Below are 13,651 nucleotides of genomic sequence, written 5' to 3' on the forward strand. Positions count from 1 at the left end.
CCAAGGCTCGGCGCCCCCGGTAAAAGCACCCCCTCGGGGGGCAGCAACCCAAAGGCGCAGCGTGGGGGCCTTCTTTTCTTTTTTTTAGCTAGTCCGGAGTTTCTATGTTTGTGACCTTGCTATTGATAGTGCTGGTGCTAGGCTGCGTCTACGTTCTCAAAAACCGGAGCCTACGCAGCAAGTGGCTAAGCCGCCCCATCTACCGCGCGTTTTCGCGCGTTTTGCCCGCCATGTCCCAAACCGAGCGCGATGCGCTGGAAGCAGGCACGGTTTGGTGGGAAAGCGAACTGTTTCGCGGCAAACCTAACTGGAACACCCTGGCCTCTTACCCAGCCTACCGGCTGAGCGAAGAAGAGCGTCAGTTCATGGACAATGAAGTCAACGTGGCCTGCGCCATGATTGACGACTGGCAAGTCAGCCAGGAAGACTTCGACATGCCAGCCGAGGTCTGGAATTACCTGAAAGAGAACCGCTTCTTTAGCCTGATCATTCCCAAGGAATACGGCGGTCGCGGTTTTTCGGCGCAAGCGCACTCGGCGGTGGTCGCCAAACTGTCGACTCGCAACTCGGCCTTGTCCGTATCGGTGATGGTGCCCAACTCCTTGGGACCGGCTGAACTGCTGTTGCACTACGGCACCGACGAGCAAAAGCAACACTACCTGCCCCGCCTGGCTGACGGCCGTGACATTCCCGCTTTCGCCCTGACCAGCCCTTGGGCCGGTTCCGATGCAGCCTCTATCCCGGATGTGGGTATTGTGTGCAAAGGCGAATGGGAAGGTCAGGAAGTCCTGGGTATGCGCGTTACCTGGGACAAGCGCTACATCACGCTAGCTCCTGTTTGCACCTTGCTGGGTCTGGCCTTCCGTCTGTATGACCCGGACGGTTTGCTGGGTGGTGAAAAAGATATTGGCATTACCTGCGCCCTGGTCCCTAGCGACCACCCCGGCGTGGACACAGGCCGTCGTCACTTCCCCTTGAACGCCATGTTCATGAACGGCCCTACTCGTGGCAAAGACGTCTTCATGCCGCTGGAATTCATTATTGGTGGCCCGGCTATGGCTGGCCAAGGCTGGCGCATGTTGATGGAATGTCTGGCTGCTGGCCGCTCCATCTCCCTGCCCTCCTCCTTTACCGGTATGGCCAAACTGACCAGCCGCGCCGTGGGTGGCTACTCTGCCGTGCGCACTCAGTTCCGTAGCGCCATCAGCAAGTTTGAAGGTGTGGAAGAAGCCCTGGCCCGTATCGCTGGTCACACTTACGCGATGGATGCCGCCCGCACCATGACGGCTGCTGCCGTAGACTTGGGCGAGAAGCCTTCCGTGGTCTCGGCCATCGTCAAATACCACGTGACTGAACGTGGACGTATCGTGGTGAACGACGGTATGGACGTGATTGGCGGTAAAGGTATTTGCCTTGGCCCATCAAACTTCCTGGGCCGTGCGTATCAGCAAATCCCTGTCGGTATCACGGTAGAAGGCGCCAACATTCTGACCCGCAGCCTGATCATCTTTGGTCAAGGCGCCATCCGCTGCCATCCCTTCATTCTGGAAGAGATGACCGCGGCCCTGAACCCCGACCGTGAAGCTGGTCTGCGCAAGTTCGACGAAGCCTTCTGGGCACACATTCGCTACACCCTCGCAAACACTGGCCGCTCCTTCTGGCTGGGTCTGGGTGGCTGGCGCTTGTTAAGTGGCCCCACTGGCACATCCAAAGCCATGCACACCTACTACAGCCAGGCCAGCCGTTACAGCGCTGCGTTCTCTCTGCTGGCTGATGCGTCCATGCTGGTACTGGGCGGTTCGCTGAAAATGCGTGAGCGTCTGTCCTCGCGTCTGGGCGATGTGCTGTCCGAGCTGTACATGCTTAGCGCCGTACTCAAGCGTTACCAAGACGAAGGTCGCCAGCAAGAAGATGCACCTTTGGCTCACTGGGCGGCTCAAGACGCTCTGATGCGTGCTCAACATGCTCTGGACAAGGTACTGGAAAACTTCCCGAACCGTCCTTTGGCTGCCGTGCTGCGCTTCCTGGTCTTCCCTCTGGGTCAGCGCCGTCTGGGCCCGGACGACCGACTGGATCACACCGTTGCCAAACTGCTGACCAAACCCGGCCCAACTCGTGATCGCCTGACTTACGACACCTACTTGCCTGAAGACGACCAAGAGCCCGTCGGTGCGATTGAAGCGGCTTTGCTGGCTTCGCTGAACACCCGCGACATCGACGCCAAAATCCGTCAGTTCGAGAAAAGTGGCCAGTTGCAGGACAACCCCAAAGCCAACGTACGCGATCTGGCCGAAGCCGTCTTCCAGGCCGGTGGCATCACCGCTCAGGAATACGAGCAAATCCAGGCCCGCGACATTGTGCGCGACCGGGTTATTGCCGTGGATGATTTCCCCTTCGATCTGCGTCGGGAAAAGCCCGCCGCTGACGCCGCCAGTGGGAGCCAAGTATGAGTTTTCAACCGGTCTATATTATTGACGGCGCACGCAGCCCGTTTCTAAAAGCGCGCAACGCGCCCGGCCCTTTCTCGGCTGGAGATCTGGCCGTGCAAACAGGCCGCGAGCTGCTGCTGCGCCAACCCTTTGAGGCCCCGCAGCTTAGCGAGGTCATTCTGGGTTGCGCCGCCCCCTCGCCCGATGAAACCAATATCGGCCGGGTACTGGGTCTGCGTCTGGGCACAGGTCACAAAGTGCCCGGCTGGACCGTAATGCGTAACTGCGCATCGGGCATGCAGGCCCTGGATTCCGGCGTTCAAGCCATTCAAACCGGACGCTCGGATTTGGTATTGGCCGGTGGTGTAGACGCCCTGTCTCACGCCCCCATTCTGTTCAGCGACGAAATGGTGCGTTGGCTGGCCGTGTGGGGTAAAGCCCGCAGTGTGAGCGCGCGTATCAAAGCGCTGCGTGGCCTGCGCCTGTCCTACCTGAAACCCGTTATCGGCCTGCTCAAAGGACTGACTGATCCCGTGGTCGGTTTGTCCATGGGGCAGACTGCTGAAAACCTGGCGCACGAATTCGGCATTACTCGCCAGGAGATGGACAAGTTTGCCGCGCGCAGCCACCGTTTGACCCTGCAAGCTCAACAAGAAAACGCCTTTGAAGAAATTGTGCCGCTTAGCGATCAGCGCGGTAATAACTACCCGCAAGATGACGGTGTGCGCGAAGACTCCACCCCGGAAAAGCTGGGCAAGCTGCGCCCCGTATTTGATCCCCCCTGGGGCAATATCACCGCGGGTAACAGCTCCCAGGTGACTGATGGTGCAGCCCTGCTGATTCTGGCCAGTGAGGCCGCAGTCAAAGAGCATCAACTCAAACCCATTGGCCGCATTGTGGATGCGCAATGGGCCGGTCTGGACCCCGCCACGATGGGCCTGGGCCCCGTGTTTGCCGCCACCCCTATTTTGGAACGCAACCGTCTGGCCTTAAATGGTCCGGACTTGTGGGAAATCAACGAGGCTTTTGCAGCACAGGTACTAGCATGTCGTGCTGCATGGGACGACCAGGAGTGGTGCCAAAAGCATCTGGGTCGTGATGCTTTGGGACTGCTGGATATGGACAAGCTCAATGTGGACGGCGGCGCTATTGCGATTGGCCACCCGGTGGGTGCCTCTGGTGCCCGGATTGTGCTGCATTGCTTGAATGCCCTGCGACGTCGCAACTTGCGTCTGGGCATGGCCGCTATTTGTATTGGCGGCGGTCAAGGCGGCGCCATGCTGATCGAATCGCTGCAAGGAACTGAATCATGATGCCCGTCGCTAACTTGGATTTGCAAAATTTCACGCTATACACGGACGATCAGCAAATTAACTGGCTGAAGATCGATTGCGTGGGCAGTTCGGTCAACCGACTGTCCGCCGCCGTGTTGCAAGAGCTGAATCAGGCTTTGGACTATCTAAGCAGCCATCAACCCAAAGCGCTGATCATTTACTCCGGCAAGGCCGCCGGTTTTGTGGCTGGTGCGGATATTGATGAGTTCTCCGAGCACAACAACAACCCTGAAAAGGGCTTGGCACTGGTCACACGCGGCTGGACGGTGTTCAACAAGCTGGCCAAGCAAAGCTATCCCACCTTGGCCTTGGTGCAAGGTCACTGCCTGGGCGGTGGCCTGGAGCTGGCCCTGGCGTGCCGTTACTGCCTGGCCGTGGAGCAAGACGACACGCGTCTGGCTCTGCCTGAAGTGATGCTGGGTATTTTCCCCGGTTGGGGTGGCATGTTGCGTTTGCCTGAATATATAGGCCCCGCCGCAGCGATGGACTTGATGCTGAGCGGCAAAAGCGTGGATGCACGCAAAGCGGCCCGCCTGGGTATGGTCGATGCCTGCGTTCCTGCACGGCTGGCCAAGCAAGCCGCCGTCAAGCAGGTGCTCAGTGGCAAGAAGCCACGTCGCGCCAAAGGGCTGCCCCGTCTGATGAATACCAAGCTGCTACGCCCCCTGGTCGCGAATCAGGTACGCAAGCAACTGGCGAAACGCGATCCCTATCAGCACTATCAAGCACCCCGTGCGATTCTGGAGATCTGGGAAAAGCACAACGGCAATGCCTTGAAGGCACCCGAGCTGATTGAGCAAATAACCCGCTCCAACACCGCCGCTAATCTGCTGCGTGTGTTCCATCTGCAAGAACGCCTGAAAAGCGTGGGCAAGCATTCGTCCACTCAAGAGGTCAAACATATTCATGTGGTCGGTGCGGGCGTCATGGGGGGCGATATTGCCGCCGTATGCGCGCTGAAAGGCATGCGTGTGACTCTACAGGACCAGGACCGCAAACGTATTGCTCAGGCCCAGGGTCGTGCTGCCAAGCTGTTCCAACGCCGTCTGAAAGACCGCAGACTGGTACAAGCCGCATTGGATCGATTGATCCCGGACCCGGACGGCCACGGTATCCCCTCGGCGGATCTGGTTCTGGAAGCCATCTTCGAGAACGCAGATGCCAAGCGCAGCCTGTACGCCAGCATTGAACCCAGCCTGAAACCGGGTGCCGTTCTGGCGACTAATACCTCCAGCCTGCCTCTATCCGAGCTCAGCTTGAATCTGATCAATCCCGAACGCCTGGTGGGCATTCACTTCTTCAATCCGGTGTCTCGCATGCCGCTGGTCGAGGTCGTGGAAAGCGAGCTCCTGTCCCCCGAGGTGCGCAGTGCCGCTTATGCCTTTGTGAACCAGATTGGCAAGCTGCCCCTGCCCGTCAAGGACAGCCCCGGCTTTCTGGTCAATGCGGTCCTGGCTCCCTACATGTTGGAAGCCATGCACTGCGTGGACGAAGGTCTGGACCCAGCAACGGTAGATAAAGCCATGGTGCAGTTCGGCATGCCCATGGGCCCGCTTGAATTGGCCGACACCGTGGGCCTGGATATTGCCCGTGATGCGGGTGCTCAACTAAGCCAGCAAGCTGCCATGCCAGCCTGCCTGAAAACCCACCTGGATCGTCAGGAACTGGGCCGTAAAACCGGCCAGGGTTTCTACACCTGGAAAGATGGCAAAGCCCAGAAACCTCCTGCAGGAACCATCCCAAGCGGTCTGGCTGATCGTTTGATTAAACCCCTTATTGAACAGACCGAACATCAGGTCCGTATCGGTGTGGTGGAGAACGATGATCTGGCCGATGCCGGTGTAATTTTCGGTACCGGCTTTGCCCCATTCAGAGGGGGGCCTCTGCATTACAAAGCAACACAAAAACAACGGAATTAACCCAGATTGGCACAAATACCTATACGCCGATTGGCCTAGGTCATGCACCATAGAAAACAAACAGGTGTTTTAAAACCTGTCCCAAGCCTCTGTCAGACGTCGCACCTATACCTTGGAGAAGAGACATGAAAAAGATGGTTGTAGCTTTGCGTACCATTCCCGCCTTGCTGATTCCGCTGGGAATGAGCGTTGGTATGGGTCAAGCCCATGCGGCTGGTTTTAACTTGCTGGAACAAAATGCGAGCGGCCTGGGTAATGCCTATGCAGGCTCGGCCGCCATTGGTGACAATGCCAGCACGATCTACTTCAACCCGGCTGGCATGACCTTGCTGCCCGAGACAAACTTCTCGGCAGGTTTTAATGCGATTAAACCCACCTTCAAATTTTCCGATAAAGGCAGTACCGACCCCTTGGCTCTGACAGGTGGCGCCAGCCGTCCAGCCACTGGTGGCTCGGGTGGTGATGCGGGTAAAGTCGCTGCCGTTCCCAATATTTATCTGTCCCATCAGCTCTCCCCCAAATGGTGGGTAGGCCTGGGTATTGGCGTACCTTTTGGTCTGACAACCGAATATGACGAAGGCTGGGTGGGTCGTTACCACTCCGAAAAATTTGCCATTGAAACCATCAACGTCAACCCATCGGTGGCCTACAAGGTCAACGATCAGTTGTCCTTCGGCGTGGGCGTGAACTGGCTGCACATTGATGCGGATTACCGTCTGGCCACGCCCGTCGGTTATCACCCGGCACTGGGCCCACTGGACATGGACACCCGCGTCAAGATGAAAGGCGACGCATGGGGCTGGAACGCAGGCTTGCTGTACCAGATCACCCCCAGCACCCGTTTGGGTGTGTCTTACCGTTCGCAAATCAAGGTCACGGCTGACGGCGATACCAAGCTGCGCAACCGTAACGTGCCCGCAGGCATTCCGGCTCCCAACATCAACTGGGATGCAGAAGCCACTATCAAGCTGCCTGATACCGCTATTGTCAGCTTGGTGCACGACCTGAACTCGCGCTGGCAGTTGCTGGCCGACGTGTCCTGGACTGGCTGGAGCAGCATCCCACGCCTGACCATTGAAAACAGCGGCCCCGGTGCCAAGGATTCCGGCCTGGAGCTGAAATTCAAGGACGCATGGCGCGTAGCCCTGGGCGCCAACTACCACTACAACGAACAGTGGACCTTCAAGGGTGGTGTGGCTTGGGACCAATCGCCCGTACGCGACAAGAACTACCGCCCAACCGCCCTGCCTGATAGCGACCGTTACTGGGTGTCCCTGGGTGCCCAATACCGTGCCAGCAAGAACGCCACCTGGGATATCGGCTACACCCACTTGTTCCTGAAAAACACAGACATGAACAACAACACAGACCTGAAAGGCCGTGGTCTGACTCGCGGTACCTACAAAAACAGTGGTGACATTCTGGGCGTGCAGTTCAGCTATCGCTTCTAAGGATGCACTATGGCCCGCAGTCGCCGCATGGAGCTGCTCGCACACCTGCCTCCAACATGGCGTGCGCGCTTTTTGCAGTTGGGCTTTAACTGGCACCCTGCCTTCCGGGCAACCGGAGGGCGGGTCCACAAAGTTTCAGCGAACTTGCAGCACATCGTCGTACGCCTGCCATTGCGTCGTCGAACCCGAAACATCAATGGCTCTTTATTTGGCGGGTCCCTCTTTGCCATTACAGACGGCGTACACGCCACCATGCTGCTCGCTGGCTTGCAACGTCACGTCGTTGTCTGGGACAAAAATGCAGAGATCCAGTATCGCCGCCCGGGCTACCAGACTCTGTATGCCAACTTTCAAATCAATCCAGAAGAACTGGACGCAATACGAGGACAGCTAGACCAATACCACGAGGCCGAAGCCACATTTACCGTGCAGATCCAGGACCCTGAAGGCCAGATCTACACCACGGTAGAACGCACCATCTACATCGCCGACGCCCACTTCTACAAGCAGAAATCACAATCACGCTAATTTGCCGGAGGACCGCTTCATGTTTACCCCCCGCTGTGCCGCTCTGATTTTAAGTCTGTCCCTAGGGCTACCCGCCGCCCAGGCCGCTACTGTCGCAAATGTCACCGTCCCCGATACGGTCACCGTCGAGCAGCAAAGCCTGAAACTGAATGGAGCGGGCCTGCGCAAGAAAGTAGTTTTTGATGTGTACGTTGCCGCCCTTTACACCGCGTCGCCTTCGCAAGACGCGCAAGCCATTATCCAGTCCCCCGGACCACACCAGATACGCCTGGTTCTGAAACGCGACCTGGACGCCCAAACCCTGATCGATGCCCTGAAAGATGGCATTCACAGCAACCTGACTGATCCTGAAAAACAAGAACTGGATCCCGTCATCAAGCAATTTGAAGACCTGATGCGCCAGGTTGGCGAGGCCAAAGAAGGCGATATCGTGGTGCTGGACATGAACGCCCCCCAGGTCAAGATTCTGTTTAACGACAAGACGCTGGGCGAGCTTTCTCACCCTGATCTGACCGCTGCTTTGTTGAAAATCTGGTTAGGCAAGAAACCTGCCCAGGAATCGCTCAAAAAGGCCCTGCTGGGATTGTCTTGAACCTACACGCCTTGGAGCGCTTCATGGATAAAGTCTGGCTGCAGAACTACCCCACCGGTATTCCTGCCACTATCGAAGATCAGGCCCAGCAGTACTCGTCCTTGCTGGATGTATTTGAACAAAGTTGCAAAGAATTCGACCAACGCACTGCCTATATCAGCATGGGCAAAGGCATGAGCTACCGCGAGCTATCGGACAATGCCTTGGCCCTGGCCAGTTGGCTGCAAACTGCCGGTGTAAAAAAAGGCGACCGCGTCGCCCTGATGATGCCCAATATGCTGCAGTACCCCATCAGCCTGTATGGGGTGCTGCGCAGTGGGGCCACCATTATCAATACCAACCCACTGTATACCGCTCGTGAACTGCGCCACCAACTGCAGGACAGCGGCGCAGAAACCATCATCATTGCTGAAAACTTTGCGCATGTACTGCAGGAAATTCTGCATGAGACGCCCATCAAGCGGGTCATTGTGACCAGTGTGGGTGATTGCCTGGGCAGCTTTAAAGGATGGCTGGTCAATCAAGTGGTACGCCACGTTAAAAAAGGTGTGCCTGCCTGGTCCTTGCCCGGTGCCATCCCCTTTAAAACTGTGTTGGCAAAGGGCCGTACCCGCCCCCCAAGCCCCGTCACCCTGACGCACGATGACATCGCTTGCCTGCAATACACAGGCGGTACCACCGGGGTCGCCAAAGGCGCCGTCCTGACACATGGCAACCTGGTCTCCAACCTGAATCAGGCATTGTCCTGGATTCGTCCTTATCTGAAAGAAGGCCAGATCGACTGCGTTGTCACCGCCCTGCCGCTCTACCATATCTTCGCATTCACCGCGAACCTGCTGGTGTTCCTGCGTCTGGGTGCAGAGAACCTGCTGATCATCAATGCACGTGATATTCCGTCCATGATCAAGGACATGTCCAAGCTGCGTTTTACCGCCATTACCGGGGTGAATACGCTGTTCAATGCCATGCTCAATAATGCCGAGTTTCGCAAGCTGGATTTCTCCTCGCTGCGCTTTACCTTGGGCGGAGGCATGGCGGTTCAGGAAGTGGTCGCCAAGCGCTGGCTGGAAGCAACGGGCAAACCCCTGGCCCAGGCCTATGGTCTGACTGAAACCTCGCCTGCCGCCACCATCAACCCGCTGGATAAGAAAGAGTTCACCGGTTCGATTGGCCTGCCCGTGCCATCCACTGACATCCGCATACGCGACGAAAACCAGAACGATCTGCCCCTGGGAGAAACGGGCGAGCTGTGCATTCGCGGACCGCAAGTCACCCCCGGTTACTGGCAACGTCCCGATGAAACCGCCAAGGTCTTTGACCGTGACGGCTTTTTACGCACGGGCGATATTGGCTATATGGACGAGCACGGTTATGTGTTCCTGCTGGATCGCAAAAAAGACATGATTCTGGTCTCGGGCTTTAACGTCTACCCCAATGAGGTGGAAGCCGTAGCCGCGCAGCACCCCGATATTGTCGAAGCCGCCGCCGTCGGTGTCCCTGATGAAAAAGCAGGCGAAGTCGTCAAGCTCTATGTGATCAGCCGTAATCCTGATCTGACTGAAAAAGACGTTATTGCCTTCTGCCGCAAGAATCTGACCGGCTACAAATGCCCGCGCATTGTGGAATTCCGCGACGATTTGCCTCGCACCAACGTAGGCAAAATCCTGCGCCGCGAGCTGCGTCCATAACAGATATTCAGCACGCGCTTAGACCAAGAAGAAAGGGGCTTATGCCCCTTTTTCATTAACCGGAGGATTCATAAACAAATAAGAATCAGATCGTTCGTAGCCCTGATACCGCTCTTTAGAATGGGACAAACTATTTATATAAGCGAGTGTCAGAATGCACGCCCTGTCCCGCCTTTCGGACGCAAATCGCACGGCGATTGCCCAAATTACCGACGAGCTTGATCCGCTGTCCCTGAACTGGCTGTCCGGCTACCTCGCGGGTGTCGCCCAAGTGCGCCACAACGGCCTTCCGGCTCAAGTGCCGGGTTCTCCTGAGCTGTCTTTGGTGCCTGCCGCTACAGCGCCCGCCCAACGACCCGCCACGATTATTTTTGGCAGCCAAACGGGCAATGCCCAACGCGTCGCCGAGGCCTTTGCCCAACGCTGCGAAGCCGCCGGAATCCCTGTGCGCCTGCTGCGCGCTGATCGCTACCCCACACGCGAACTGAAAGACGAACGTCTGCTCTATGTCGTTATCAGCACCCAGGGCGAAGGTGACCCACCGGATGACTCCATTGCCTTTTTCGAGTTCCTGTCTGGTGCCCGCGCCCCCAAGCTACCAGAACTGAAGTTCGGTGTGCTGGGTCTGGGTGATTCCAGCTATCCCCTGTTCTGTGGGATCGCAGAAAAGATTGATCAACGTCTGCTGGCTCTGGGTGCAGAACGCATTCTGGACGCAGGCCTGGCCGATCTGGATATTGATACCGTCGCCGCCCCCTGGCAGGACAAGGCCTTTGGTTTTCTGGAAACCGATCACCAAGCCCACGCCGCAGCCGCCATTCCTGCCGCTCAGACCAGCAATGTCACTGTGCTGGAAACACAGGCCCGCAGCAGCTTTACGCGTGACAATCCGTTCCAGGCCACGGTCCTGCAAAGCCAGAACATTACGGGCCGTGACAGCACCCGCGATATCTTTCACTACGAATTGTCTCTGGAAGGCAGCGGCCTGAAATACCAACCGGGTGATGCCTTGGGTGTATGGCCGACCCAGAACGCCACACTGGTCGAAGCCGTTATCCAGACCTTGAAACTGGACCCGCAAGAAGTCGTCACCATTCAGGACAAATCGCACACGCTGCAAGAATGGCTGAGCCACTACCGTGAGCTGACCCAGCTAACCAAACCTTTCCTGGTGGAACTGGCCAAGCGCAATAGCGATGCAACCTTGCAAACCGCTGTTGGCACAGAGGGTTTGAGCACCCTGCAAGAGCTCCTGAAAACGCATCAGGTTCTGGATGTCCTGGAACGCTTCCCTGCCACCTGGAGCGCGACTGAACTGGTGCAGTCTCTGCGACCTTTGGCACCACGCATGTACTCCATAGCCTCCAGTCAGTCCGAGGTGGACGAAGAAGTACACCTGACCGTGGCCAATGTGCATTACGAATTCAATGAACAGGATCGTTGGGGCGTGGCCTCCGACTATCTGGCACGCCTGAATGAAGGCGATACCGTGCCTGTATTTATTGATCCCAATACCCGTTTCCGCCTGCCTGAAGATACCAGCCGTGACGTGATCATGATTGGCCCAGGCACTGGCGTTGCCCCGTTCCGCGCCTTTGTTCAGGAACGCAGCATCCAGGGTGGTGAAGGCCGCAACTGGCTGTTCTTTGGCAACCCCCACTTTCACTCCGATTTCCTCTACCAGACCGAATGGCAACGCGCCTTGCAAGACGGCCAGTTGCAGCACCTGGATCTGGCCTTCTCACGCGATCAGGAAAACAAAGTCTACGTTCAACATCGACTGCTGGAAAAAGCCGCCGATGTCTACGCCTGGATTCAGGGTGGCGCCCACATTTATGTGTGTGGTGATGCCAACCAGATGGCCAAAGACGTGCACCAGACCCTGCAAGAGATTGCCCGCAAAGAAGGCGGACTGGACGCGGACCAGGCACGTAGCTGGTTGGAAGAACTCTCGGCGCAGGGCCGTTACGCCCGCGACGTTTACTGAGAAGCAAGGACATGACAACAAAGAAAATTGCCGCTATCGAGCAAGTCAAAATTGATAGCCGCTACCTGCGCGGTGGCATTACCGAGGGTCTGGCTGACCCGATTACGGGTGCCATCAGCGAAGACGATAACAAGCTGCTGAAATTTCACGGCAGCTATCAGCAAGATGATCGCGACCAACGTGAAGAGCGACGCAAGCAAAAACTGGAGCCCGCATTCAGCTTCATGATTCGCGCCCGCTTGCCCGGCGGCGTAGTCACACCGGCCCAATGGCTGGCCTTTGACCAAATTGCCTGTGAATGGGCCCAGTTTGGCCTGCGCATCACCACCCGTCAGACCTTTCAATGGCATGGCGTGCGCAAGCCTTTTTTAAAACCCACACTGCAAGCCATTAACAACGCCATGTCCACGACACTGGCTACTTGCGGCGACGTGAACCGTCAGGTGGTCAGCGCCACCAATCCCTTGCTGTCCGAGCAACATGGTCTGGTTCAGGAGTGGGCCGACAAGATTTCCGAAGCCTTCCTGCCCAAGACCCGCGCCTATGCCGAGATCTGGCTGGATGGCAAAAAAGTCGAAGACGCTATTGATGGCGAGGACTTTGAACCGCTGTACGGCAAGACCTATCTGCCCCGCAAATTCAAGATTGGCATTGCCGTGCCTCCCTTGAATGATGTGGACGTGTTTGCGCAGGACATCGGCCTGATCGCGATCATCGAAAACAATCAGCTACAAGGCTTTAACGTCGCCATTGGCGGCGGCATGGGTGCCACACATGGCGATGACACCACCTACCCACGACTGGGCAGCGTGATAGGCTTTGTACGTCCCGAGCAATTGCTGGCCGTTTGCGAAGCCGTCATCACCACACAACGTGACCACGGCAACCGCGACGAACGCCGTCATGCCCGCCTGAAATACACCGTGGATAAGCTGGGTGCCGACTGGTTCCTGGAAGAAGTGCAAAACCGTAGTGGTCAAACCCTGGAGCCTTCGCGCCCCTACCATTTTGACCACAATGGCGACCGCTTCGGCTGGACGCAAGGCAGCAATGGCCGCTGGCACCTGAGCCTGCGTATCGATTCGGGCCGCATCATGGATACCGAAGTCGGTCCCTGGCTGACGGGTATGCGTGAGATTGCCAAGATTCACCAAGGACAATTCCGCCTGACCTGCAACCAGAACCTGATAATTGCCGATGTGCCTGAAGAAGATAAGACCAAGATCGACAAGCTGGTAGCAGACCACAAGCTGGATGTGTACCAGACACAAAGCGGCATACGCAGCAGCACGATTGCCTGTGTTTCTCTGCCCACCTGCGGCCTGGCCATGGCGGAAAGCGAACGCTACGCCCCCATCCTGCTGCCCAAGCTGGAAACCTTGCTGGACAAGTATCAACTGCGTGATGAGCGTATTGTGCTGCGTATTTCCGGCTGCCCCAATGGCTGCGCCCGTCCTTATCTGGGTGAAATTGCCCTGGTGGGCCGTGCGCTGGGTCGCTACGACTTGCGTTTGGGCGCGAACTTCAGCGGCGAACGCCTGAACGTGATCTATCGCCAGAATATTGCCGAGCCTGAAATTCTGAGCATTCTGGATGAGCTCTTTGCCCGCTTTGCTGCCGAGCGTCTGGAAGGCGAGCACTTTGGGGATTTCCTGGTTCGTGCTGGCGTGGTTGCCGAGCCTTCAAGCCGCTTGATTCCTCTGGTTTTACAACCGGCCTGACT

The 13,651-nt window shown here is 57.2% G+C and carries 9 protein-coding genes; all 9 read left to right on the top strand.

Annotated features, from left to right (window positions below; genetic code table 11):
• The first annotated feature begins 104 nt into the window (after positions 1-104).
• The 9 genes from JYG33_RS12985 (at position 105) to cysI (ending at position 13,649) form a co-directional block, all read left to right on the top strand.
• On the top strand, positions 105-2,450 hold the full coding sequence (locus JYG33_RS12985) for an acyl-CoA dehydrogenase (protein ID WP_207872615.1): 2,346 nt from the start codon (positions 105-107) through the stop codon (positions 2,448-2,450).
• Entirely contained in the window at positions 2,447-3,742 is a 1,296-nt protein-coding gene (locus tag JYG33_RS12990; RefSeq protein ID WP_207872616.1) for an acetyl-CoA C-acetyltransferase, read from the top strand. Before JYG33_RS12985 ends, JYG33_RS12990 begins: the two co-directional genes overlap by 4 nt.
• Positions 3,739-5,682, top strand: coding sequence for a 3-hydroxyacyl-CoA dehydrogenase NAD-binding domain-containing protein (locus JYG33_RS12995; RefSeq protein ID WP_207872617.1), 1,944 nt, complete (start codon positions 3,739-3,741; stop codon positions 5,680-5,682). Before JYG33_RS12990 ends, JYG33_RS12995 begins: the two co-directional genes overlap by 4 nt.
• 125 nt (positions 5,683-5,807) lie before the next feature.
• Positions 5,808-7,133 carry an outer membrane protein transport protein gene (locus JYG33_RS13000; RefSeq protein WP_207872618.1) on the top strand — a complete coding sequence of 442 codons (1,326 nt, stop codon included), beginning with the start codon at positions 5,808-5,810 and terminating at the stop codon, positions 7,131-7,133.
• A 9-nt stretch (positions 7,134-7,142) separates the two neighbouring features.
• Complete coding sequence (locus tag JYG33_RS13005) at positions 7,143-7,661, top strand: DUF4442 domain-containing protein (RefSeq protein ID WP_207872619.1); 519 nt, start codon at positions 7,143-7,145, stop codon at positions 7,659-7,661.
• A gap of 19 nt (positions 7,662-7,680) precedes the next feature.
• Positions 7,681-8,253: a chalcone isomerase family protein gene (locus JYG33_RS13010; protein WP_207872620.1), complete on the top strand. Its 573-nt coding sequence runs from the start codon at positions 7,681-7,683 to the stop codon at positions 8,251-8,253.
• Positions 8,254-8,276: 23 nt separating this feature from the next.
• Entirely contained in the window at positions 8,277-9,941 is a 1,665-nt protein-coding gene (locus tag JYG33_RS13015) for an AMP-binding protein (RefSeq protein WP_207872621.1), read from the top strand.
• Positions 9,942-10,095: 154 nt separating this feature from the next.
• On the top strand, positions 10,096-11,928 hold the full coding sequence (locus tag JYG33_RS13020; protein ID WP_207872622.1) for an assimilatory sulfite reductase (NADPH) flavoprotein subunit: 1,833 nt from the start codon (positions 10,096-10,098) through the stop codon (positions 11,926-11,928).
• Between the two features lie 11 nt (positions 11,929-11,939).
• Entirely contained in the window at positions 11,940-13,649 is a 1,710-nt protein-coding gene (cysI, locus tag JYG33_RS13025) for an assimilatory sulfite reductase (NADPH) hemoprotein subunit (protein WP_207872623.1), read from the top strand.
• Positions 13,650-13,651: the final 2 nt, after the last annotated feature.

The organism is Alcaligenes sp. SORT26 (genome assembly GCF_017377875.1).
GTDB classification, from domain to species: domain Bacteria; phylum Pseudomonadota; class Gammaproteobacteria; order Burkholderiales; family Burkholderiaceae_B; genus Alcaligenes; species Alcaligenes parafaecalis.